The 21,077-nt window shown below is 70.9% G+C and carries 20 protein-coding genes and 1 pseudogene; 9 read left to right on the top strand and 12 right to left on the bottom strand.

What is annotated here, in order from left to right:
* Nucleotides 1-3: 3 nt before the first annotated feature.
* Nucleotides 4-942, bottom strand: coding sequence for a tRNA (adenosine(37)-N6)-dimethylallyltransferase MiaA (miaA, locus tag AB0M39_RS13685; RefSeq protein WP_365363597.1), 939 nt, complete (start codon nucleotides 940-942; stop codon nucleotides 4-6).
* Nucleotides 943-1,123: 181 nt separating this feature from the next.
* Here miaA and AB0M39_RS13680 point away from each other — a divergent pair, with 181 nt between their 5' ends.
* Together AB0M39_RS13680 and AB0M39_RS13675 are read left to right on the top strand one after the other, a co-directional pair.
* Nucleotides 1,124-1,654 (top strand): hypothetical protein, encoded by a 531-nt coding sequence (locus tag AB0M39_RS13680; RefSeq protein ID WP_365363595.1) that lies wholly within the window; start codon nucleotides 1,124-1,126, stop codon nucleotides 1,652-1,654.
* Nucleotides 1,655-1,677: 23 nt separating this feature from the next.
* Nucleotides 1,678-1,965: an antitoxin gene (locus AB0M39_RS13675; RefSeq protein ID WP_365363593.1), complete on the top strand. Its 288-nt coding sequence runs from the start codon at nucleotides 1,678-1,680 to the stop codon at nucleotides 1,963-1,965.
* Nucleotides 1,966-2,109: 144 nt separating this feature from the next.
* Here the strand turns inward: AB0M39_RS13675 and AB0M39_RS13670 are convergent, their stop codons facing one another.
* The 3 genes from AB0M39_RS13670 to miaB all read right to left on the bottom strand — a co-directional run bounded on the left by AB0M39_RS13670 (nucleotide 2,110) and on the right by miaB (nucleotide 4,711).
* A complete protein-coding gene (locus AB0M39_RS13670; RefSeq protein WP_365363591.1) occupies nucleotides 2,110-2,817 on the bottom strand; it encodes a class III extradiol dioxygenase subunit B-like domain-containing protein in 708 nt (235 codons plus the stop codon).
* Nucleotides 2,818-2,827: 10 nt separating this feature from the next.
* Nucleotides 2,828-2,965, bottom strand: a complete 138-nt coding sequence (locus tag AB0M39_RS13665) for a hypothetical protein (protein WP_365363589.1) — start codon at nucleotides 2,963-2,965, stop codon at nucleotides 2,828-2,830.
* Between the two features lie 231 nt (nucleotides 2,966-3,196).
* Nucleotides 3,197-4,711: a tRNA (N6-isopentenyl adenosine(37)-C2)-methylthiotransferase MiaB gene (miaB, locus tag AB0M39_RS13660; protein WP_365363587.1), complete on the bottom strand. Its 1,515-nt coding sequence runs from the start codon at nucleotides 4,709-4,711 to the stop codon at nucleotides 3,197-3,199.
* A 105-nt stretch (nucleotides 4,712-4,816) separates the two neighbouring features.
* Here miaB and AB0M39_RS13655 point away from each other — a divergent pair, with 105 nt between their 5' ends.
* Nucleotides 4,817-5,815 carry a TAXI family TRAP transporter solute-binding subunit gene (locus AB0M39_RS13655; RefSeq protein WP_365363585.1) on the top strand — a complete coding sequence of 333 codons (999 nt, stop codon included), beginning with the start codon at nucleotides 4,817-4,819 and terminating at the stop codon, nucleotides 5,813-5,815.
* A gap of 432 nt (nucleotides 5,816-6,247) precedes the next feature.
* On the opposite strand, the gene AB0M39_RS13650 is transcribed toward AB0M39_RS13655, so the two are convergent.
* Together AB0M39_RS13650 and AB0M39_RS13645 are read right to left on the bottom strand one after the other, a co-directional pair.
* Nucleotides 6,248-7,645: a HAMP domain-containing sensor histidine kinase gene (locus AB0M39_RS13650; protein WP_365363584.1), complete on the bottom strand. Its 1,398-nt coding sequence runs from the start codon at nucleotides 7,643-7,645 to the stop codon at nucleotides 6,248-6,250.
* A 15-nt stretch (nucleotides 7,646-7,660) separates the two neighbouring features.
* On the bottom strand, nucleotides 7,661-8,368 hold the full coding sequence (locus tag AB0M39_RS13645; protein ID WP_365363583.1) for a response regulator transcription factor: 708 nt from the start codon (nucleotides 8,366-8,368) through the stop codon (nucleotides 7,661-7,663).
* 684 nt (nucleotides 8,369-9,052) lie between these two features.
* On the opposite strand from AB0M39_RS13645, the gene AB0M39_RS13640 reads away from it, so the two are divergent.
* The 4 genes from AB0M39_RS13640 to AB0M39_RS13625 all read left to right on the top strand — a co-directional run bounded on the left by AB0M39_RS13640 (nucleotide 9,053) and on the right by AB0M39_RS13625 (nucleotide 12,364).
* Nucleotides 9,053-9,838 carry an amino acid ABC transporter ATP-binding protein gene (locus AB0M39_RS13640; RefSeq protein WP_365363581.1) on the top strand — a complete coding sequence of 262 codons (786 nt, stop codon included), beginning with the start codon at nucleotides 9,053-9,055 and terminating at the stop codon, nucleotides 9,836-9,838.
* A 34-nt stretch (nucleotides 9,839-9,872) separates the two neighbouring features.
* The gene (locus AB0M39_RS13635) at nucleotides 9,873-10,712 is read left to right on the top strand and encodes a glutamate ABC transporter substrate-binding protein (protein WP_365363579.1); all 840 of its coding nucleotides are present in this window, start codon (nucleotides 9,873-9,875) and stop codon (nucleotides 10,710-10,712) included.
* Between the two features lie 75 nt (nucleotides 10,713-10,787).
* The gene (locus AB0M39_RS13630; RefSeq protein ID WP_365363577.1) at nucleotides 10,788-11,456 is read left to right on the top strand and encodes an amino acid ABC transporter permease; all 669 of its coding nucleotides are present in this window, start codon (nucleotides 10,788-10,790) and stop codon (nucleotides 11,454-11,456) included.
* Complete coding sequence (locus tag AB0M39_RS13625) at nucleotides 11,453-12,364, top strand: amino acid ABC transporter permease (protein ID WP_365363575.1); 912 nt, start codon at nucleotides 11,453-11,455, stop codon at nucleotides 12,362-12,364. Before AB0M39_RS13630 ends, AB0M39_RS13625 begins: the two co-directional genes overlap by 4 nt.
* Nucleotides 12,365-12,442: 78 nt before the next feature.
* On the opposite strand, the gene meaB is transcribed toward AB0M39_RS13625, so the two are convergent.
* From meaB to AB0M39_RS13610, 3 genes are read right to left on the bottom strand one after another with little or no spacing between them, the layout of a single operon-like run.
* A complete protein-coding gene (gene meaB / locus AB0M39_RS13620; RefSeq protein WP_365363573.1) occupies nucleotides 12,443-13,426 on the bottom strand; it encodes a methylmalonyl Co-A mutase-associated GTPase MeaB in 984 nt (327 codons plus the stop codon).
* Between the two features lie 13 nt (nucleotides 13,427-13,439).
* Nucleotides 13,440-15,641 (bottom strand): methylmalonyl-CoA mutase, encoded by a 2,202-nt coding sequence (scpA, locus tag AB0M39_RS13615; protein WP_365363571.1) that lies wholly within the window; start codon nucleotides 15,639-15,641, stop codon nucleotides 13,440-13,442.
* Nucleotides 15,641-17,524 carry a methylmalonyl-CoA mutase family protein gene (locus AB0M39_RS13610; protein ID WP_365363569.1) on the bottom strand — a complete coding sequence of 628 codons (1,884 nt, stop codon included), beginning with the start codon at nucleotides 17,522-17,524 and terminating at the stop codon, nucleotides 15,641-15,643. Before AB0M39_RS13610 ends, scpA begins: the two co-directional genes overlap by 1 nt.
* Nucleotides 17,525-17,693: 169 nt before the next feature.
* Between AB0M39_RS13610 and AB0M39_RS13605 the strand changes: the two genes are divergently transcribed.
* On the top strand, nucleotides 17,694-18,200 hold the full coding sequence (locus tag AB0M39_RS13605) for a DinB family protein (protein ID WP_365363567.1): 507 nt from the start codon (nucleotides 17,694-17,696) through the stop codon (nucleotides 18,198-18,200).
* A gap of 47 nt (nucleotides 18,201-18,247) precedes the next feature.
* Here the strand turns inward: AB0M39_RS13605 and corA are convergent, their stop codons facing one another.
* The 3 genes from corA to AB0M39_RS13590 all read right to left on the bottom strand — a co-directional run bounded on the left by corA (nucleotide 18,248) and on the right by AB0M39_RS13590 (nucleotide 20,676).
* Nucleotides 18,248-19,330: a magnesium/cobalt transporter CorA gene (gene corA, locus AB0M39_RS13600; RefSeq protein WP_365363565.1), complete on the bottom strand. Its 1,083-nt coding sequence runs from the start codon at nucleotides 19,328-19,330 to the stop codon at nucleotides 18,248-18,250.
* Nucleotides 19,331-19,669: 339 nt separating this feature from the next.
* Nucleotides 19,670-20,440 (bottom strand): CbtA family protein, encoded by a 771-nt coding sequence (locus AB0M39_RS13595; RefSeq protein WP_365363563.1) that lies wholly within the window; start codon nucleotides 20,438-20,440, stop codon nucleotides 19,670-19,672.
* Between the two features lie 20 nt (nucleotides 20,441-20,460).
* Nucleotides 20,461-20,676, bottom strand: coding sequence for a CbtB-domain containing protein (locus AB0M39_RS13590; RefSeq protein ID WP_365363561.1), 216 nt, complete (start codon nucleotides 20,674-20,676; stop codon nucleotides 20,461-20,463).
* A 262-nt stretch (nucleotides 20,677-20,938) separates the two neighbouring features.
* Between AB0M39_RS13590 and AB0M39_RS13585 the strand changes: the two are divergent.
* A pseudogene (locus AB0M39_RS13585) lies at nucleotides 20,939-21,077 on the top strand (histidine phosphatase family protein); the annotation flags it as partial.

The following is a 21,077-nucleotide window of genomic DNA, read 5'->3' as shown; positions in this document are numbered from 1 at the left end:
TGATCAGGCTGTGACCGCTCGTTCGACCAACGTCAGCGCCTGGTGCGGAAGTTCCGCACGGTGCTCGGCCGCGCCGCTCAGCCAGTGCACGCGCGGGTCCCTCCGGAACCAGGAATCCTGGCGGCGCGCGAAGCGCTTCGTGGCGCGCACGGTCTCCTCGCGCGCCTCCTGATCAGTGCACTCCCCCGCGAGCGCCGTGAGCACCTGCTGGTACCCGAGTGCGCGCGAAGCGGTGCGCCCCTCGCGCAGTCCCCGCGCCTCCAGCGAGCGCACCTCCTCGACGAGACCCGCCTCCCACATCCGGTCCACCCGCAGCGCGATCCGCTCGTCGAGCTCGGGCCGCCCGACGTCGACGCCGATCTGGACGGTGTCGTACACGGCGTCGTGACCTGGAAGGTTGGCGGTGAAGGGCTTGCCGGTGATCTCGATGACCTCGAGCGCCCTGACGATGCGACGGCCGTTGCTGGGCAGGATGGCCTTCCCGGCCCCGGGGTCCGCGGCGGCGAGCCTGGCGTGCAGGGCGCCGGGGCCGCGCAGCGCCAGCTCGTCCTCGAGGCGGGCGCGGACGACGGGGTCGGTGCCGGGGAACTCGAGGGCGTCGATCGCGCCGCGTACGTAGAGCCCGGAGCCGCCGACGAGGACGGGCGTACGGCCTTCGGCGAGCAGCCGGTCGATCTCCGCTCTGGCCAGCTTCTGGTACTCGGCGACGCTCGCGGTCTCGGTGACGTCCCAGATGTCGAGGAGCTGATGCGGGACGCCGTCGCGCTCCTGCGTCGTCAGTTTGGCGGTGCCGATGTCCATCCCTCGGTAGAGCTGCATGGAGTCGGCGTTGACGACTTCGCCGCCCAGCCGCTGGGCGAGAAAGACGCCCAGATCGGACTTTCCGGCCGCAGTGGGACCGACGACGGCGATGACCCGCGGTGCGGGAGCTGCACTTCTCACCGTCCCAGTCTCGCAAACGCATGTGCATGTCCCCGAACGAGCGAGGTGACGGCACACGGTTGGGTTCGTTGCCTGTTGCGAGGTTTCGAGCGCCGGTATTGGGCCGGGGCCCGCGGGCGACGCAATGGGACGCTCCGGGCGGCGCGGAACTTCGCCCACACGAGTAGTCTATGGAGCAGATATGGGCGTTTTTTCACGGTTTCGTCGTAAGCACAACACGGCTGCGGAGGCGTCAACCGACGAGGCGGAGGTCGGCACCCTGACGGACGAATCCCCGGCCGACACGGCCGCTGAGTCCACTGCGGACTCAGCGGACTCGGTGGACGCGGCGGACGGGGTCGACTCGACCGGCACGCCGGACTCCGACTCGGCCTCCCCGGATTCGACCGCTGCCACGGCTTCCACGGATTCGGCGACCACGCCGGCATCCTCGACTTCATCGACGTCCTCGGCTGACTCGGCCACGGCTTCATCGCCGTCGCAGGAGGAGGCCGAGGGCGCGGAGGCCGTTGAGGCCGCTGCAACCGCCGAGACTTCGGAGAGCGACTCGTCCGAGACGTCGAAGGCGTCGAAGGACGAGGCGGCCGAGGCTCCGAAGGCGAAGAAGGCCGCGGTCGCCGAGAAGACCGCCGCCGAGGCAGTGGAGATCCCGAAGCAGCAGTCGGCCGAGGAGGCGGCGGACAACGAGGCCGGCGAGGGCGCCCGTAAGTAGTCCCGTACGAGGGAAGGTGACCCATGGGCCTCAAGGACACGCTGAAGGCCAAGCTCGCCCCGGCCAAGGACAAGGTCTCCGACCTCGCGCAGCAGCACGGGGCCAAGATCGAGCACGGCCTGGACCGGGCCGCGAGGACGGTCGACGAGAAGACCAAGGGCAAGTACAGCGGCAAGATCCACAGTGGTGCCGGCAAGGCCAAGGGGGCCCTGGACCGTATCGCCCACAAGGACGACGGGACTCCGCCGCCGTCGGCTGACGGCGCCACCCCGCCACCGGCTGACGGCGCCACCCCGCCACCGGCCTCCTGACAGCAACGGCGGACGGCCGCGGAACACTTCGTTCCGCGGCCGTCCGCCGTCTGTGCGCGTCCTGCGCCGATCCCTCGTCGGCCGCCGTCCGTCCGCGTCTACGGCCGTCCGTCTGCGTCTGCGACCGTCCGTGCCGCCCGGCGCCTAGGACCAGGCGGCGACGAAGTAGCCTACGCCGTAGGGGGCGTCCTCGTGGAGCAGGCGGCCTTCCAGGCTCGCGCCCTCGGCGGCCCCCGCGAGCACCTGCCAGGGCGCGCGGCCAGCCGCCTGGAGTTCGTGCGCCAGGGACTCGTCCAGCGACATCAGCGCCTCGACGTCGGCGGCGCCCAGAGCACGGGCCACCTCCCGGTCGTAGGCCGCGGCGCGCTCGTCGAGATAGCCGGGGGCCTTCAGCGTGCGGCAGGCGGTCCCGTCGCCCATCACCAGCAGGGCCACCCGCTCCGCGCGGCCCGCCAGGTCCCGGCCCGCCTCGGCGCACTGGTCGACGCCGAGCGACATGCCGACGCCGAGGGCCTCCACGGGGGCGGCCCCCCAGCGGTTGCGGTCCAGCAGCCAGGCCGCCACGGTCAGCGAGGCGGGCAACGGCCGGTCCTGCTCCGGGCCGTCGCCCAGCCGGGCCTCCAGGTCCACGCCGAACTCCCGGAACGACCCCGTGGCGCCGGCGTGGTAGCGCCCGCGGGCCTCCTCGTCGGCGGGGCCGACGGCGATGAGCAGATTGGGCCTGGCCGCCGCGAGCACCGCTACGGCGTCGGCACAGGCGGCGCGGGCCGCGTCGAGCTCGGCCGCGGCGCCTGCGGCGACCTCGGGCACGAGCAGGGGCGGGCAGGGACAGACAGCGGCGGCGACGAGCATGGCCGAAACCCTAGCGGAACGCCCTTTCAGGGGCAGAGTCCCACAGCGGCTCGGCCGCCTTGAACCGGTACAGGCGCACCTGGCCGCTGAGCCCCTCGTACGTCGCCGGGAACTCCTCGCCGTCGCGGTGGACCAGCGCGCGCATCACGTTCGCCGGACGCTGTGGGGCGCCGGATGCCGTGGGGCATAGCTCAACGCCCGCTGGTGGAGTGCTTCCATCGCCTGCTCTCGCGCGGGCCGCGCAGGTGCTCCAGCGTCTGGACCTTCAGGGCGACGGTCCCCTGCGCGGCGGTTCCCCTCGCCGGTGCCGGGGCCAGGTCGGCTGGTCGCCGACGAGGGACCGGCGCTCGTCGGCCGGCCAGCCGACGAGCCGCTCGCGTCAACCGCCGCAGCCGAGGGCGGACGGCTCCATAGGCGCCGGCACGCCGATGGTCGGCAGGCCGAGCATGACCCCGGCGGACGTGTCCTGCGGAGCCTCGTTGCGCTTCTGCCACGCGTCGCCCGCGCGGGTGCGGCGCACGCCGTGCGGCGCACCCTCGGCGAGCAGGTGGTGCGGCGCGGCATAGGTGATCTCGACGGTCACCACGTCGCCGGGGCGGACGTCCTCGTCCGGCTTGGTGAAGTGGACGAGGCGGTTGTCGGGCGCGCGGCCGGAGAGGCGGTGCGTGGCGCCGTCCTTGCGGCCCTCGCCCTCGGCGACCATGACGTCGATCACCCGGCCGACCTGCTTCTTGTTCTCGTTCCAGGAGATCTCCTCCTGGAGGGCGACTAGGCGCTCATAGCGCGCCTGCACGACCTCCTTCGGGATCTGGCCGTCCATAGTCGCCGCGGGGGTGCCGGGGCGCTTGGAGTACTGGAAGGTGAAGGCGTTCGCGAAGCGGGCCTCGCGGACGGTGTGCATCGTCTGCTCGAAGTCCTCCTCGGTCTCGCCGGGGAAGCCCACGATGATGTCGGTCGAGATGGCGGCGTGCGGGATCGCGGCGCGGACCTTCTCGATGATGCCGAGGAAACGCTCCTGCCGGTACGAGCGGCGCATCGCCTTGAGGACCGTGTCCGAGCCTGACTGGAGCGGCATATGGAGCTGCGGCATGACGTTCGGCGTCTCGGCCATGGCCGCGATCACGTCGTCGGTGAAGTCGCGGGGGTGCGGCGAGGTGAAGCGGACGCGCTCCAGGCCCTCGATGGCCCCGCAGGCGCGCAGCAGCTTGCTGAAGGCCTCGCGGTCGCCGATGTCGGAGCCGTACGCGTTGACGTTCTGGCCGAGCAGGGTGATCTCGGAGACGCCCTCGCCGACGAGCGCCTCGATCTCGGCCAGGATGTCGCCGGGGCGACGGTCCTTCTCCTTGCCGCGCAGCGCGGGGACGATGCAGAAGGTGCAGGTGTTGTTGCAGCCCACCGAGATGGAGACCCACGCGGCGTACGCGGACTCGCGGCGGGTCGGCAGCGTGGAGGGGAACGCCTCCAGCGACTCCGCGATCTCGACCTGCGCCTCCTCCTGGACCCGGGCGCGCTCCAGCAGCACCGGCAGCTTGCCGATGTTGTGCGTGCCGAAGACGACGTCGACCCAGGGCGCCTTCTTGACGATGGTCGCGCGGTCCTTCTGGGCCAGACAGCCGCCGACGGCGATCTGCATGCCGGGCCGCTTGGTCTTCATGGGGGCGAGGCGGCCGAGGTTGCCATAGAGCTTGTTGTCGGCGTTCTCGCGGACCGCGCAGGTGTTGAAGACGACGACGTCGGCGTCGCCGTCGGCGCCCTCGGGCGCGCGCACATAGCCGGCGTCTTCCAGCAGGCCGGACAGCCGCTCGGAGTCATGGACGTTCATCTGGCACCCATAGGTGCGGATCTCATAACTGCGGATAACGTCCACTGACTGGCTCCGGTCGCTGCTGCTCATGGAACAAGGGTAGGCGGTGTCCGGAGTGCCTCTCGGCCCCCGCCCGCATCGGGATCCACGGCCAGGTCTGGCCATTACAGGGAGTGAGCTGGCAGGATCGCGCCCATGCTCCCCGCCCTTTCGCGCCTCAGCCGCCGCCATGCCCTTCAGGGCGCCGCGGCCGCTCTCGTGGTGTTCGGGCTGCTGCTGTGGTGGCTGCTCCCCCTCGGCAAGACGACTCCGAGCGGGGACCTGACCTTCAGCACGGGAGCGCAGAGCGGGGTCTACCAGAAGTACGGAGTACTGCTGAAGGACGCCCTGGCCGAGGACCTGCCGGACGTCGACGTGGATCTGCACACCAGCGAGGGTTCGCAGCAGAACCTGGCGCGGGTGGCGGCCGGGGAGGCCGACTTCACGATCGCGACGGCCGACGCCGTCGCCAAGTACAAGCGCGACGGCAAGCCCGGCGCCGGCCGGCTGCGCGGCTGCGCCCGGCTGTACGACGACTATGTGCAGCTGATCGTGCCGCGCGGCTCGCCGATCATGTCGGCCCGCGATCTGCGCGACAAGAAGGTCGGCATAGGGCAGGAGGGCTCGGGCGTCCGGCTGATCGCCGAGCGGCTGCTGACCGCCGCGGGGATCGATCCGACGCGGGACATCACCCCGATCCCGGCCGGGATAGACACCATGCCGAGCCGGCTGGAGGCCGGAGAGCTCGACGCGTTCTTCTGGTCGGGCGGTCTGCCGACCAACACCGTGCAGGAGCTCTCGGAGCGCTTCCAGATCCGTCTGGTGCCGCTGGAGCCGCAGCTCGTCGAGAAGCTGCACGCCACGGGCGACTCGACCAGCTACTACCGCTCCGCGGTGATGCCGGCCGACGCGTATCTGCAGGCGCAGAGCGGGGTGCCGGTTCCGACGGTGGCGGTGGCGAACCTGCTGGTCACGACGGACCAGATGGACCCCGCGCTGACGGAGGGCATCACCCGCACGGTGATCAGGAGCCGGGACAGCATCGGCACCACGGTCCACCCGGCGCAGCTGGTGGACCTGCGGACGGCGGTGTACACGGCCCCGCTGCCGCTGCACGAAGGGGCGCGGCGCTACTACCGCTCGACGAAGCCATAGCGACGATCAGGCGGCACGAGCGTATGGCGGCCTGCGCGGCCGGGCAAGGTCAGGCCCGAGCCCTATAGCGGGCCCACCCGCCCCAGCGAGGCTCTGATCGCGCGAGCGCAATGGCCACCCACCTGCCCCAGCGAAGCTCAGGCCCCCGAGCGCGCGGGCAGGGCCCCCGCATCCCAGCGGGGATCAGGCCCTGTGCCCCTTGGCGGGCCCGCATCCCGCAACAATCAGGCACGCGAGCACGATGGGGCCCACGCGCCCCAGCGAGATCCGGCCCCGAGCTCCACGGCAGCCCACCCGCCCCAGCGAGGCTCAGGCCCGCGAGCCCGCAGGCAAACCCCGCATCCCAGCAGGGATCAGCCCGTGCGAGCCCTATAGCGGCCCACCCGTCCGCACCGCCCCCGGCTGGCGCCCCGCGCCCCCCACCCTCCGCCGCTACCGCGTGTGCGGGGCGCTCCTCGGGACCGTGACCGTCACCTTCAGGCCGTGCGGCTCGTGGTGTTCGTACGCGATCGAGCCGCCGCCCGCCGTCAGCAGCGCGCGGGAGATCGACAGGCCCAGGCCCGAGCCCTTCACGTTCTGGTGTCGGCCGCTGCGCCAGAAGCGGTCGCCGATGCGGGTGAGCTCCTCGTCGGTCAGCCCGGGACCGCGGTCTGTGATCACTACCGTCGACGTCTCGCCGTTCGAGGCCACCACGACCGTGACCTCTTCTCCCTGGGGCGTGAACTTCAGGGCGTTGTCGATCACCGCGTCCAGCGCGCTGGAGAGCGCCACCGGGTCGGCCCAGGCCGTGACGGCCGTGCCGTGCTCGGTCAGCCGCACCCCCCGCTCGTCGGCGAGCGGACGCCAGGCGGCGACCCGCTCGGCCGACAGCTCCCCGATGTCGGTGAGCTGGAGGTCGGCGGAGGCGTGCTCGGCCAGCGCCAGGTCCAGCAGGTCGTCCAGGACCTGGGCCAGGCGCTTGCCCTCGGTGCGGACCGAGGCGATCTCCTCGTTTCCGGCGGGCAGTTCGAGGGCGAGGAGCTCGATGCGCAGCAGCAGCGCCGCGAGCGGGTTGCGCAGCTGGTGGGAGGCGTCGGCGACGAACGCCCGCTGCTGTTCGAGCACTTCCTCGACGTTGTCGGCCATCTCGTTGAACGAGCGGGCCAGCCGGCGCAGCTCCGGCGGTCCGCTGGCCGCCGCGACCCGGGAGTTCATCTGCCCGGTGGCGATGCCGTGAGTGGCCGCGTCCAGGATCCGCACCGGCCGCAGCACCCACCCCGTGAGGCGGAAGGCCGCGCCGACGGCCAGCAGCATCGCCGCCGCCTCGCCGGCGGCGATGAGCAGCCAGCCCTGCAGGACACGCGAGCGCAGCTGGCCGGTGGGCGAGTCGGTGAACACGACGGCGACGACGTCCCCGTCCCGTACGACCGGAGACGCGACCACGAGCCGGCCGCCCTGCTGCCACGGCCAGACCTGCGGCGGGTCCTGGCTGCGCCGCCCGGTCAGCGCCTCCTCGAACGCCTCCCGCCCCTCCCCTGTCACGGGCACGGACCAGGAGGCGGGCGCGCGCGCCATGAAGTCGGCGTCGCGGTAGAAGACGCCGGCCCTGATGCCGTACGTGTCGTGGTAGCGGTCGAGCTGTTCCTGGAGGGTGGACTGGCGCTCGTCCAGCCCGCTGCCCCGTTCGGTCACGAACTGGGCGAGCGCGGCGAAGCGCACCGTGTCGTCGATGCGGTCGACGACGACCCTCTGCTGCTGCGCCGCGGCGACGCTCACGGCCAGCGGGAAGCCGAGGGCGAGCAGCACGCCCGCCATGAGGACGATGAGAAGGGGGAGAAGTCGGGTACGCACCGTGCTGTTCGGCCCCTACGCGCCGGCCGGCGCGACGAGCCGGTAGCCGACCCCGCGCACCGTCTCGATCAGGGCGGGCATCCGCAGCTTGGCGCGCAGGGAGGCGACATGCACCTCCAGCGTCCGGCCGGTCCCCTCCCAGCTGGTGCGCCATACCTCGCTGATGATCTGCTCCCGGCGGAAGACGACCCCGGGCCGCTGGGCGAGCAGCGCCAGCAGGTCGAACTCCTTGCGGGTCAGCGGCACGGTCTCGCCGTCGACGCTGACGCGGCGGGTCGGCAGCTCTATGGTGACCGGGCCGAGCCTCAGCGCGTCGTCGGAGGGAGCGGCGCCCGCCTCGTCTCCGGTCACGGTGCGCCGGCTGACCGCGTGGATACGGGCGAGCAGCTCGCCGGTGTCGTACGGCTTGACCACGTAGTCGTCGGCGCCGAGGTTGAGCCCGTGTATCCGGGAGCGGATGTCGGAGCGCGCGGTCACCATGATCACTGGTGTCGAGGTGAGCTTGCGGATCTTGCCGCACACCTGGAAGCCGTCCTGGTCGGGCAGGCCCAGGTCCAGCAGGACGACCCCGAAGGGCGGCTTCTGCGGATTCGTGGCGGGCAGGACGGCCTTCAGCGCGTCCTCGCCGTTGCGGGCGTGCACCACCTGGAAGCCGTGCTTGGCGAGCACGGCGGACAGGGCGGCGGCGACGTGGTCGTCGTCCTCGACGAGCAGCAGCCTCATGGCCCCCCTCCGGTCGTGCGGTCGGTGTGACGTCGTGCGGTCGTTCGCGTACGTGCGGTCGTTCACGTTGTGCGGTTCACGTAGTGCGGTTCACGTGCACGCGGTCCTACGCGTACGCGCGGTCGTGCACGCCCGTGCGGTCATGTCACGTTCGTGCGGTCGTGTGACTGTAGTGCGGCCGCGTTCACCCTGGTGCGGTCGTGTGGCGGGTGAGCGGTCGCCGTCCAGCCTCGTACGGTCGCCTTCGGCCTCGTGCGGTCATACGAGGCGTGGTGCGGCCGGGTCAGCGTCGTGTGGTCGTTCTCAGCACGGTGCAGCGATGCTGCGCGGTGCGGTCGTGTGGGCCGTCATACGGTCGTCAACGCCGTCGTGCGATTCATGATCACGGTTCGTGCCGTCGTGCTTTCGTGCGGTTGTGCTCTTGTCCGGTCGTGCTGTCGGTCGCGAGGCACAGGCCGCGCGACCTACCAGGGCATCAAGGCTGATCCCCGCCCGAACAGTCAAGAGGGATCCGGGGGTCGCGAGGGTTCCGTTACCCACCCGGTACTCCGATCATCGCCCCGTTCACGCATAGTGTCCGGTTGCAGCCAGATCGTTATGCTCAATTTCCGCTCAGATGTGATGACGGTCGTCTCATCGCGTCATTAGGGTCCTCTCCAACCGAGCAGGACGGAGCAAGAGCCGATGAGCGGAGTGTCAGTGACCAAGGGCGCCGAGGACGTCGTACCCGCGTCGGGTGACCTGGTCGTGCTGAGCAACGTGAACAAGCACTTCGGCGCGCTGCACGTGCTCCAGGACATCGACCTGACCATCGCCCGTGGCGAGGTCGTGGTCGTCATCGGACCCTCCGGGTCCGGCAAGTCCACGCTGTGCCGCACGATCAACAGGCTGGAGACGATCGACTCCGGCGCGATCTCGATCGACGGAAAGCCGCTGCCCCAGGAGGGCAAGGAGCTCGCCAGGCTCCGCGCCGACGTGGGCATGGTCTTCCAGTCGTTCAATCTCTTCGCACACAAGACCGTGCTGGAGAACGTGATGCTGGGCCAGCTCAAGGTGCGCAAGGCGGACAAGAAGGACGCCGAGACGAAGGCGCGCAGCCTGCTGGACCGGGTGGGCGTCGGCTCCCAGGCCGACAAGTACCCCGCGCAGCTCTCCGGGGGCCAGCAGCAACGCGTCGCGATCGCGCGGGCGTTGGCGATGGACCCCAAGGTCATGCTCTTCGACGAGCCCACTTCGGCGCTCGACCCCGAGATGATCAACGAGGTGCTCGAGGTCATGCAGCAGCTGGCGCGCGACGGGATGACGATGGTCGTCGTCACCCACGAGATGGGCTTCGCGCGATCCGCCGCCAACCGGGTCGTGTTCATGGCCGACGGAAAGATCGTCGAAGAGGCCACGCCCGACGAGTTCTTCAGCAACCCGCGCAGCGACCGGGCCAAGGACTTCCTGTCGAAGATCCTTCACCACTGACGACCAACGAATCACCACACAAGGGATGTTCACCATGAAGCTTCGCAAGGTCACCCTCGCTTCGGCCGCCGCGCTCGCGCTCGCCCTGACCGCCACGGCCTGTGGGTCGGGCGACAAGGACGACGCCGCCGGCGGCGGCGGCAAGAAGATCACGATCGGCATCAAGATCGACCAGCCGGGCATCGGCCTCAAGACCCCCGACGGCAAGTACACCGGCTTCGACGTCGACGTCGCCAAGTACATCGCCAAGGAGCTCGGCTACGACGAGAAGAACATCGTCTTCAAGGAGACGAAGAGCGCCGACCGTGAGACGGCGATCTCCCGTGGAGACGTGAAGTTCATCGCCGCCTCCTACTCGATCAACGACGAGCGTCTGCAGAAGGTCGACTTCGCCGGTCCGTACCTGCTGGCCCACCAGGACATCCTCGTCCGGGCGGACGACGACTCGATCAAGTCGCCCGAGGACCTGAACGAGAAGAAGCTCTGCTCGGTCGTCGGCTCGACCTCCGCGAAGAACGTCAAGGAGAAGCTGGCCCCGAAGGCTGAGCTCCAGACCTACGGCGGCTACTCCGAGTGCCTGACCGGCCTCGAGAACAAGGCCATCGACGCCCTGACCACGGATGACTCCATCCTGGCGGGCTTCGCCTCGCAGCAGCAGTTCCAGGGCAAGTTCAAGCTTGCCGGCTTCAAGATGAGCAACGAGAACTACGGCATCGGCCTGAAGAAGGGCGACGCCGACCTCAAGAAGAAGATCGACGCGGCCCTCACCAAGATGGTCTCGGACGGCGCCTGGGACGCGGCCGTGAAGGCGAACTTCGGCCCGGCCAACTACAAGAACGAGCAGGCGCCGAAGATCGGCGACGTCGTCAAGTGAAGCAGGGCTGACCAGGCGCGCCGCCCCAGAGGGCGGCGCGCCGAGCCCTCCCCACACGCGGAAGCGCGGGAGATCGTGTTCGACTTTCTTGAGAGTTACGACCTACTGGGGGCCTTCTGGGTGACGGCGAAACTCGCCGTCTACTCCGCCCTCGGTTCCCTTATATGGGGAACACTGTTGGCCAGCATGCGGGTCAGCCCGGTCCCCCTGATGCGCGGTGTGGGCACCGCCTATGTAAACGTGGTCCGCAACATTCCGTTGACGGTCATCATCGTCTTCTCGTCTCTGGGTCTATTCCAGACCCTCACCGTCACCCTCGGCGCAGAAGGCGACTTCGAGGCCATCAACTTCAGGCTCGCGGTTCTCGCGCTGGTCGCCTATACCTCCGCATTCGTATGCGAGGCGCTGCGGGCCGGAATCAACACCGTGCCCGTCGGCCAGGCGGAGGCGGCGCGTGCCATAGGCCTGAGCTTCACGCAGGTATTGCGGCTGGTCATTCTCCCGCAGGCATTCCGTGCGGTCGTCAACCCGCTGGCCAATGTGCTGATCGCGCTGACGAAGAACACCACCGTCGCCGCCGCGATCGGCGTGGCCGAGGCCGCGTACCTCATGAAGACCATGATCGAGGTTGAGGCTCAGCTCATTCTGATCTCCGCCGTCTTCGCGTTCGGATTCATCTGCCTCACCCTCCCGACCGGGCTGATCCTCGGCTGGGTGAGCAAGAAGGTGGCGGTGAAGCGATGACCTCCGTTCTCTATGACGCACAGGGGGCCCGCGCCAAGCGGCGCAATATCCTCTACACGGTCGTCTTCTCGGTCGCGCTCGCGGGCGTGCTGTGGTGGGTGTACGACGGCCTCAACTCCAAGCACCAGCTCGACTGGGTCAAATGGGAGCCGTTCTTCACCAGCTCCCAGCCGTGGGAGACGTACATATGGCCGGGGCTTGAGAACACCCTGATCGCCGCGGGCCTCGCGCTGGTCATCGCGCTGCCGCTCGGCGCGCTGTTCGGCATCGGCCGGCTCTCCGACCACCGCTCGATGCGCATTCCGTCCGGCACGGTCGTGGAGTTCTTCCGCGCCATTCCGGTGCTGATCCTGATGATCATCGCGAACGAGGCGTACGCGAAGTACACCACCATCGAGAGCGACGTCCGGCCGCTGTACGCCGTGGTCACCGGCCTGGTGCTGTACAACGCGGCGGTGCTGGCCGAGATCGTGCGGGCGGGAATCCTCTCCCTCCCCCAGGGGCAGACCGACGCGGCCAAGGCGATCGGCATGCGCAAGGGCCAGATGATGCGGTACGTGCTGCTGCCGCAGTCGGTCACCGCGATGCTTCCCGCGATCGTCAGCCAGCTGGTCGTCATCGTGAAGGACACGGCGCTCGGCGGCGCGGTGCTGACCTTCTCCGAACTGCTGGCGTCGGTCCGTCCGATGTCCGCGAACTACGGTGCGAACACCATCGCGTGCTTCACCATCATCACCCTGATCTACATCGCGGTGAACTTCGCGCTGACGTCGTTCGCGAGCTGGCTGGAGCGGTGGCTGCGCCGGACCAAGAAGGGCACGGGCGCGGTGGTGCACGCCGGACCGGGCGGCGGTCTGGAGACCATCGGTCCCGCCAAGCTCGTCATCGAGGACGGACGCGCGACCTGACGCGCGCCTGATACGAGACCCCGGGAGAGGGGGGGGGGGGCCCCCCGCCCCCCCCCCCCCCCGGTGCTCCTGACTCCCCTAGCGCTGGAAGGCGTCGAGGATCTGCTCGGCGGCGAGCGTCGCCGTCAACTCGCCCTCCCTCACCTGCTGTTCCAGGCCGGGCGCGACCTTGCGCACCTCGGGATGGCTGCGCAGCCGGTCCAGCAGCTCGTCGCGGACCATCGACCAGGCCCAGTCGATCTGCTGGTCGCGGCGCTTGGCGGCGAGCCGCCCGGTCGACTCCAGCAGCGCGCGATGCTGCTCGATCCGCTCCCACAGGGCGTCGAGCCCCGTGCCCTCGCGGGCGCTGCACGACAGGACCGGAGGAGTCCACGCGGCGTCGGCGGGGTGCATCAGCCGCAGCGCGCCCGCCAGTTCACGGGCCGCGGTGCGCGCGTCGCGCTCGTGCGGGCCGTCGGCCTTGTTCACCGTGAGCACGTCGGCCAGCTCCAGGACGCCCTTCTTGATGCCCTGGAGCTGGTCGCCGGTCCGGGCGAGGGTGAGCAGCAGGAAGGTGTCCACCATGTTGGCCACGGCGGTCTCCGACTGGCCGACGCCCACCGTCTCCACGAGGACGACGTCATAGCCGGCGGCCTCCACCACGATGACCGACTCGCGGGTCGCCTTCGCCACCCCGCCCAGCGTGCCCGAGGTCGGCGAGGGCCGCACGAACGCCGCCGGGTCCACCGCCAGGCGCTCCATCCGGGTCTTGTCGCCCAGGATGGAGCCGCCGGTACGGCTGGAGGACGGGTCGACGGCGAGCACCGCGACCCGGTGGCCGAGCGAGGTGAGCATCGTGCCGAGCGCGTCGATGAACGTCGACTTGCCGACGCCCGGCACCCCGCTGACGCCCACCCGCCGGGCCGCGCCCGAGTACGGCAGCAGCTCTGTCAGCAGCCGCTGAGCCAGCGCCCGGTGGTCGGGACGCGTGGACTCGACGAGCGTGATGGCGCGGGCGATGTACGCCCGCGACCCCTCGCGCACACCCTGGACGTAACGGTCGATGTCGATCGTCGGAGGCATCCGGGGCACAGTCTCACAACTCGTGGCCGAGCGAGCCGGCCAGGGTCTTCACCAGATCGCGCGCGGCGTCCGGGATCACGGTGCCCGGCGGGAAGACCGCGGCGGCCCCCGCGTCGAGCAGGGTCTGGACGTCCTGCGGCGGGATCACTCCGCCCACCACGATCATGATGTCCTCGCGCCCCTCGGCCGCCAGCTGCTCCCGCAGCGCCGGCACCAGCGTGAGGTGCCCGGCGGCCAGCGAGGACACCCCGACGATGTGCACATCGGCCTCCACGGCCTGGCGCGCCACCTCGGCCGGGGTCTGGAACAGCGGGCCGACGTCCACGTCGAAGCCCAGGTCGGCGAAGGCCGTGGCGATCACCTTCTGCCCGCGGTCATGGCCGTCCTGGCCCATCTTGGCCACCAGGATGCGCGGACGGCGGCCCTCCGCCTCCTCGAACTCCTCGACCATAACCCGGGTGCGCTCCACCGCCGGGGACGTCCCTGCCTCGTTCCGGTACACACCGGAGATCGTACGGATCTGGCCGGAGTGGCGCCCGTACACCTTCTCCAGGGCGTCCGAGATCTCGCCGACGGTCGCCATGGCGCGCGCCGCCTTCACCGCGAGCGCCAGCAGGTTGCCCTCCATGCCGCCGCCCGGGCCCGCCTCGGCGGCGGCCGTCAGCGCGCGCAGCGCGTCCTGGCAGGCGCTCTCGTCGCGCTCGGCCCGCAGCCGCCGCAGCTTCTCGATCTGCTGGGCGCGCACGGAGGTGTTGTCGACCTTGAGGACGTCGATCTGCTCGTCGGTCTCCACGCGGTACTTGTTGACGCCGATGACCGGCTGGCGCCCCGAGTCGATACGGGCCTGGGTACGGGCCGCCGCCTCCTCGACGCGGAGCTTGGGGATGCCGGCGTCGATGGCCTGCGCCATGCCGCCCGCCGCCTCGACCTCCTCGATGTGCTGCCAGGCGCGGCGCGCCAGGTCGTGCGTGAGCTTCTCGACGTACGCGCTGCCGCCCCACGGGTCGATGACCCGGCAGGTGCCCGACTCCTGCTGGAGCAGCAGCTGGGTGTTGCGGGCGATGCGCGCGGAGAAGTCGGTGGGCAGCGCCAGCGCCTCGTCCAGTGCGTTGGTGTGCAGCGACTGGGTGTGCCCCTGGGTCGCGGCCATCGCCTCCACACAGGTGCGGGTGACGTTGTTGAACACGTCCTGCGCGGTCAGCGACCAGCCCGAGGTCTGGCAGTGGGTGCGCAGCGAGAGCGACTTGGGGCTCTTGGGGTCGAACTTCTTGACCAGCTTGGCCCACAGCAGCCGCGCCGCGCGGAGCTTGGCGACCTCCATGAAGAAGTTCGTGCCGATCGCCCAGAAGAACGACAGCCGCGGCGCGAACGCGTCCACGTCCAGACCCGCGCCCAGGCCCGCCCGCAGGTACTCCATCCCGTCGGCCAGCGTGTAGGCCAGCTCCAGGTCGGCCGTGGCCCCGGCCTCCTGGATGTGGTAGCCGGAGATGGAGATCGAGTTGTAGCGGGGCATCTTCTGCGAGGTGTACGCGAAGATGTCCGAGATGATCCGCATCGAGGGCCGGGGCGGATAGATGTAGGTGTTGCGGACCATGAACTCCTTGAGGATGTCGTTCTGGATGGTCCCGGCCAGCTTCTCGGGCGCGACGCCCTGCTCCTCGGCGGCCACGATGTACAGCGCCAGCACGGGCAGCACCGCGCCGTTCATCGTCATCGACACGCTCATCTTGTCCAGCGGAATGCCGTCGAACAGCTGACGCATGTCGAAGATCGAGTCGATGGCCACACCGGCCATGCCGACGTCGCCCGTCACCCGCGGGTGGTCGCTGTCGTACCCGCGGTGGGTCGGCAGGTCGAAGGCGACCGACAGGCCCTTCTGCCCGGCGGCGAGATTGCGCCGGTAGAAGGCGTTGGACTCCTCGGCGGTGGAGAACCCGGCGTACTGCCGGATCGTCCACGGCTGGTTGACGTACATCGTCGGGTACGGGCCGCGCAGATACGGCGCGATCCCGGGGTAGGTCTGCAGGAAGTCCAGCCCCGCAAGGTCCTGCGAGGTGTACAGCGGCTTGACCGGGATGCCCTCGGGGGTCTCCCACACCAGGTCGCCGTCGCCCTTGCCGGTCGACTCCTTGACGGCCGTGCGCCACTGGTCCTCGCCGACCTGGGCCGCGTCGCCGGGCCCCAGGTCGATTCCGGTGAAGTCCGGGATCCCCATCACGCCACTCCGATCCGGTCGAGGACGGAGGCCAGGACGGCGACCGCGTCGCCGCCCGCGACGACGAACTCGTCGACTCCGGCCCGTTCATACGTCTCACGCTGCTCGCCGGGGCGGCCCGCGAGGTACACCCGCAGCGCTCCGGCCGCCTTCAGCGCCTCGGCCACGGCCGGCGCCTGCTCCTCGTACAGCGCGTCGCTGGAGCAGATGCACGCCACCGAGGCGCCGCTCGCGGCGAACGCCTCGGCCGCACCGGCCGCGTCCACCGACACCGGGTCGTGCACCGGCTCCACGCCGCCCGCCTGGAAGAGGTTGGCGGCGAAGGTCGCCCGCGCGGTGTGCGCCGCGGCCGAGCCCAGCGCCGCGATGAACACCCGCGGCCGTGCGCCCGTCGCCGCCAGGTGCGCGTCCGAGCGGGCCCGCAGCGCCTCGAACGCCTCGTCGCGGCGGACCCTCGGCAGACCGCCGCCCGGCGCGGCGGGCGCGGGGTCGCGCACCACGGGCGCCTGGGAGAGCAGTGGGAACTCGCTGACCCCGGTGACCGGCTCACGCCGTCTCGCCACGTTCTTCTTCCGGCTGCTCCAGGTGGCGCCGATCCGCTCGGCGATCAGTCCGCCGCGCAGCGCCGCCTCCTGGCCGCCCGCGCGCTCGATCTCCTGGAACCACGCCCAGGCCGCCTGCGCGAGCTCGTCGGTGAGCCGCTCCACGTACCAGGAGCCGCCCGCCGGGTCGATGACCCGGCCGACGTGCGACTCCTCGAGCAGGATCGTCGAGGTGTTGCGGGCGATCCGGCGGGCGAACGCGTCGGGCAGGCCGAGCGCGTGGTCGAAGGGGAGCACGGTCACCGCGTCGGCGCCGCCCACGCCCGCGGCGAGCGAGGCGACGGTGGTCCGCAGCATGTTCACCCACGGGTCGCGCCGGGTCATCATCACCGCGGAGGTCACCGCGTGCTGGCGCTGCGCGCCGGCTGCGGAGTCGGCCCCGCACGCCTCGACGACACGGGCCCACACCCGGCGGGCCGCGCGCAGCTTGGCGATGGTCAGAAACTGGTCGGCGGTGGCCGCGTACCGGAACTCCAGCTGGCCGCAGGCCGCTTCCAGGGACAGTCCGCCCGCGGTGAGGTCCCGCAGCAGCGCCACGCCGGTGGCCAGCGAGCAGCCGAGCTCCTCGGCGGCCGACGCCCCGGCCTCGTGGTAGGGCAGCGCGTCGACGCTCAGGGCGCGCACCTGCGGGTAGGTGTCGTCGCAGAGCCTGGCGAGCTCGACGGCGGCCGCGGTGTGCTCGGCGAGGTCCGCGTACTGCCCGGTGCGCGCGGCGTGCCCCAGCGGGTCCGCGCCCAGCGTGCCCAGCGCCGCCTCGGGGGCGATGCCCCGCTCCTCGTACAGCTTCAGCAACGCCCGTGCGGCGGGATCGAATTCGGCCCCCGCGTCCAGGACGACGGGCGCCAGGTCGAGGAAGACGCCGTCCAGGGCCGTGCCGAGACCCGAGACGGGCACGCCGGCCGGGCCGACGGCCAGCCAGATCGAGGCGACCCCGTTCTCCAGGTCGGCGAGCACGGCTTCGTTCGTGCGGACCGGATCGGGCCGGTCGTGGCGCTGGCGTACATCCCAGCCGGAGACCGCGCCGCCTTCGGCCCTGCCTCCCCGGGTGAAGGGCGCGAAGCCCGGATAGCCGAGGCTGAGCGCGCCGTCGCCCGCGGTGTAGAGAGGACGGGTGGAGAGCCCGTCCTCCAGGGCCGTGGACAGCGCGTCCTCGGCCGCCGGGCCCGACACGTCTTTACCCGTTTTGCGCAGTACGCCGCCGACAAGGCTCTGCCACTGCTCAAGGGTCGCGTCAGGGAACTCGGCGGCCAGCGAAAACCCGTCATCGGGGAGGACCGTCATGCTCAGATGCTAGGTCAAGGGCGCAAAGGTGCAGCAGAGGCCAAGGCTGTGACCTTGCCCTCTCCGGGCCGGTCTTGATCCTTTGCCTGCGGCGCCCTATCCGCGCCGCGTCGGGGCGGTGACACACTGCACCGAAGCGACAGCCGACGAGACGACGAGGACGGCCTCAGTGACCGACGACCGCATCGAACCGCCCCGCACCGCAGGCGAGCGCGAAACGCTGCGCGCCTACCTCGACTTCCACCGGGCGACGCTCGCGATGAAGACCGAGGGGCTCGGCGACGAGGAGCTGCGCCGGCAGTCGATGCCGCCCTCGACGCTGTCCCTGCTGGGCCTGGTACGTCATATGGCGGAGGTGGAGCGGGTCTGGTTCCGTAAGACGATCAACGGCGAGGACCTGCCGCTGGTCTGGTCGGACGAGGGCGACTACCAGGTCGCGTACGACGCGAGCCGGTCCACCGGCGCGGAGGCCTTCGACGCCTGGCGCCGGGAGGTCGAGCACGCGCGACGGATCGAGGCGGAGGCCGAGTCCCTCGATGTGAGGGGATTTCAGGCCAGATGGGGCGAGGAGGTGACGCTCCGGATGGTGATGCTGCATCTGATCCACGAGTACGCGCGGCACAACGGCCACGCCGACCTCCTGCGCGAGGGGATCGACGGGACCGTGGGCGCCTGAACCCGCCGCGCGGCCCGCCCCGGCATGGGGTCGGCCGCGCGGCGGGCTCAGAGCCAGCCGTTGCGGCGGAAGGCCCGGTGGATGACGTAGCAGGCGACGGCGATGACGCCGATCGCCCCGGCATAGCCGTACTTCCAGTGCAGTTCGGGCATGTAGTCGAAGTTCATGCCATAGACGCCGCAGACCATGGTGGGCACCGCGATGATCGCCGCCCACGCGGTGATCTTGCGCATGTCCTCGTTCTGGGCGACGGTCACCTGCGCCAGATGCGCCTGGAGGATCGAGTCGAGCAGCGCGTCGAAGGACGTGATCTGCTCGGTGACGCGGTCCAGGTGGTCGCCGACGTCCCGGAAGTACGTCTGTATCTCGCGGTCGATCAGCACGCTCGGCTGGGTGGCCAGCGCGTGCAGCGGCCGGTCCAGCGGGGTCACGGCCCGTTTCAGCTCCAGCAGTTCGCGCTTGAGCTGGTAGATCCGCCCCGCGTCGCCGCGTCCCGCCTGCTCGCTGAAGACGGCGGTCTCGACGTCGTCCATGTCGCTCTGCACGCAGTCCGCGACGGACAGATAGTCGTCCACCACATGGTCCGCTATGGCGTGCAGGACCGCGGAGGGCCCCATGGCCAGCTGGTCCGGGTGCGACTCCAGCGCCTCGCGGAGCGGGCCGAGCGAGCCGTGCCCGCCGTGCCGGACGGTGATCACGAAGTGCCGGCCGATGAAGACCATCAGCTCGCCGGACTCCACGACCTCGCTGGTGGCGGTCAGCTCAGCGTGCTCGACATAGCGGACGGTCTTGAAGACGGCGAAGAGCACGTCGTCGTACTGCTCGACCTTGGGCCGCTGATGGGCGTGGACCGCGTCCTCGACGGCCAGCGGGTGCAGCCCGAACAGATCGGCGATGGAGGTGAACTCCTCCTGGGACGGCTCGTGCAGTCCGATCCAGACGAAGCCGTCGCCCGCCTTGCGGACCCGGCGGATCGCCTCGTCGGCGGGGCAGTCGCCGGGCTGGCGCACGCCCTCCAGATAGACCACGCAGTTGACCACCGCGCTGCCGAGCGGCGACCGGGCCGGGTGACTGAGGTCGACGGTGCGGCGGTAGGCGCGGCGCACCGCGCGACGGAGGTTGCGGATCATGGGCACGACGGCCTCCTTCGGCGGATCGCCGCACAGTGTGCCACCAGCCGGTCTTCGCTGTGACCGAGGCCCCCGCGCGTCGGGGGCGGCGGCCGGGGGCGCTCCGCCGGGGGAGGGACGGTGCCTCGCGGACAAGGCCGCCTGCGAAGCCCCGCAGACGGGGGCGCTGCGGGGCCTCACTGAGTACAACGAGGCGGGGCGGGGCCGAGTTCCGGCGCCGCCGTCGGCGCCACGACGAGAGGACCTGCCGGCGCCGCCCCCGGCGCCACGACGAGAGGACCCGCCCACAAGCCCGGCGGGTCCTGACGTCTCTTCGCTCCTACGGGAGCAGGCCGGGCGTCAGCTCGCGGCCGCGGCGGTCTGGGACGCCGTGCCGGGCGCCTCGCCCGCCGGGGCCGCGCCCGGCAGGAGCAGCCGCTCGGCGAGGTGTCCGAAGACCAGCCCGAAGACGGTCCACAAGGTGACCTGGATGGCCAGCGTCGCCATCCGGAACTCCCAGACCACGGTCGCCGGGAAGCCCTTCGGCACCTCGTTGAACGACGGCAGGAAGACGAAGGCGATCCCGGCGGCGACGACGAACGCGCCGACGGCGGCGACCGTCGCGTTCCAGTTGCCCAGCCGCCCCGACAGCCGCTTGCCCAAGATCACCGCGGCGACCGCGAGCAGCACGCTGAGCACGATCATCAGGAAGTACAGCGCGGTCCGCTGGCCGATGGTGTCGGGGTCGCCGACGGCCGGCGGATTCGGCGGGTACTTGAGGAACGGCACGACGTACACGCTCAGCAGCGCGCCGAGCGAGACCAGCGCCGCCGTGGCACGCGGCCCGAAGCCGCCGATGCGGCCGAGCGCGACGCAGAAGGCGAGGGCGGCGATGCCGCCGATCGCCAGGCCGAAGACCAGCACGGCGGTGGCGAGGCCCGCCGTGGACTGCATGGTGCGGCTGACGAGTTCCTCGCCGCCGTGCTCGTGGCTGTGCGCCTCCTCGAAGGCGATGGCGGCGTCCACCGGGGACTCGCCGATCAGATAGGCGACGGCCAGGGCGAGGGCGCCGGCGACGAGGCCGGCGAGCATGCCCCGCAGCAGCAGGGCTCTGACGGATATGGAGTTCATGTCGGTGTTTCCCCCGGTTCTCAGTGGCAGGGGAAGCCGAGCAGATGCCGGCCGTCGTGGACCCACTCGTGCACCGTCTCGCCGGACACGAGCGCGGTGGCGCCCTGCTCGGCGCCGACGAAGTAGAGCAGGACGAGCATGAGGATCCCGAAGAACAGCGCCCACGGCGCGATGGCCTTCAGGGATATGGGGGCGAGTGCCGGTGCGCCGGTTGCGGGCGCGGCAGACGTGGCCATGGCAGAACCTCCTGGGGGAACACGCGTCCCGATCGTGGTGCCTGAGACGAAGGTGCTGGGTCTGACTTCCCGCAGGAAAACGGGTTCACAGTGGCGCGACCGTGCCGGATTCTCACCGGACTTCCGTCACACCGTCGTCATGTCCACGCGACCGTACCGCTCGGGGGCCCGGGCCGCTACGGAGTGCGGGCGCCGGTTCGCGCCCCCGACGCACATGATCTGCTTGCCGCGTCAGGCGGCAGAGGGAGAGGGAACGGCGCAGATGACGGTACGAGTGACGTTGATCTCACAGGCGATGAGCGCGGCCCTGCGCGAGGCCCGGTTCGACGACGAGGCGCCCCTGCACGACAGCGGACTGCGCGCCGCGCGCGCCGCCGCGGGCACGCTGCCGGTCGCCGACC

Origin of the sequence: Streptomyces sp. NPDC051907 (genome assembly GCF_040681075.1) — a bacterium.
In the GTDB taxonomy this organism is placed as follows: domain Bacteria; phylum Actinomycetota; class Actinomycetes; order Streptomycetales; family Streptomycetaceae; genus Streptomyces.
This window is presented reverse-complemented; position numbering and strand designations above follow the sequence as displayed.

Bases quoted from the DNA above. Each gene is read 5' to 3' on its own strand.
- AB0M39_RS13680 (WP_365363595.1), top strand. From the start codon at position 1,124: ATGGGCGTTTTTTCACGGTTTCGTCGTAAGCACAACACGGCTGCGGAG.
- AB0M39_RS13675 (WP_365363593.1), top strand. From the start codon at position 1,678: ATGGGCCTCAAGGACACGCTGAAGGCCAAGCTCGCCCCGGCCAAGGAC.
- AB0M39_RS13670 (WP_365363591.1), bottom strand. From the start codon at position 2,817: ATGCTCGTCGCCGCCGCTGTCTGTCCCTGCCCGCCCCTGCTCGTGCCC.
- miaB (WP_365363587.1), bottom strand. From the start codon at position 4,711: ATGAGCAGCAGCGACCGGAGCCAGTCAGTGGACGTTATCCGCAGTTAT.
- AB0M39_RS13655 (WP_365363585.1), top strand. From the start codon at position 4,817: ATGCTCCCCGCCCTTTCGCGCCTCAGCCGCCGCCATGCCCTTCAGGGC.
- AB0M39_RS13645 (WP_365363583.1), bottom strand. From the start codon at position 8,368: ATGAGGCTGCTGCTCGTCGAGGACGACGACCACGTCGCCGCCGCCCTG.
- AB0M39_RS13640 (WP_365363581.1), top strand. From the start codon at position 9,053: ATGAGCGGAGTGTCAGTGACCAAGGGCGCCGAGGACGTCGTACCCGCG.
- AB0M39_RS13635 (WP_365363579.1), top strand. From the start codon at position 9,873: ATGAAGCTTCGCAAGGTCACCCTCGCTTCGGCCGCCGCGCTCGCGCTC.
- AB0M39_RS13625 (WP_365363575.1), top strand. From the start codon at position 11,453: ATGACCTCCGTTCTCTATGACGCACAGGGGGCCCGCGCCAAGCGGCGC.
- meaB (WP_365363573.1), bottom strand. From the start codon at position 13,426: ATGCCTCCGACGATCGACATCGACCGTTACGTCCAGGGTGTGCGCGAG.
- scpA (WP_365363571.1), bottom strand. From the start codon at position 15,641: ATGGGGATCCCGGACTTCACCGGAATCGACCTGGGGCCCGGCGACGCG.
- AB0M39_RS13610 (WP_365363569.1), bottom strand. From the start codon at position 17,524: ATGACGGTCCTCCCCGATGACGGGTTTTCGCTGGCCGCCGAGTTCCCT.
- corA (WP_365363565.1), bottom strand. From the start codon at position 19,330: ATGATCCGCAACCTCCGTCGCGCGGTGCGCCGCGCCTACCGCCGCACC.
- AB0M39_RS13595 (WP_365363563.1), bottom strand. From the start codon at position 20,440: ATGAACTCCATATCCGTCAGAGCCCTGCTGCTGCGGGGCATGCTCGCC.
- AB0M39_RS13590 (WP_365363561.1), bottom strand. From the start codon at position 20,676: ATGGCCACGTCTGCCGCGCCCGCAACCGGCGCACCGGCACTCGCCCCC.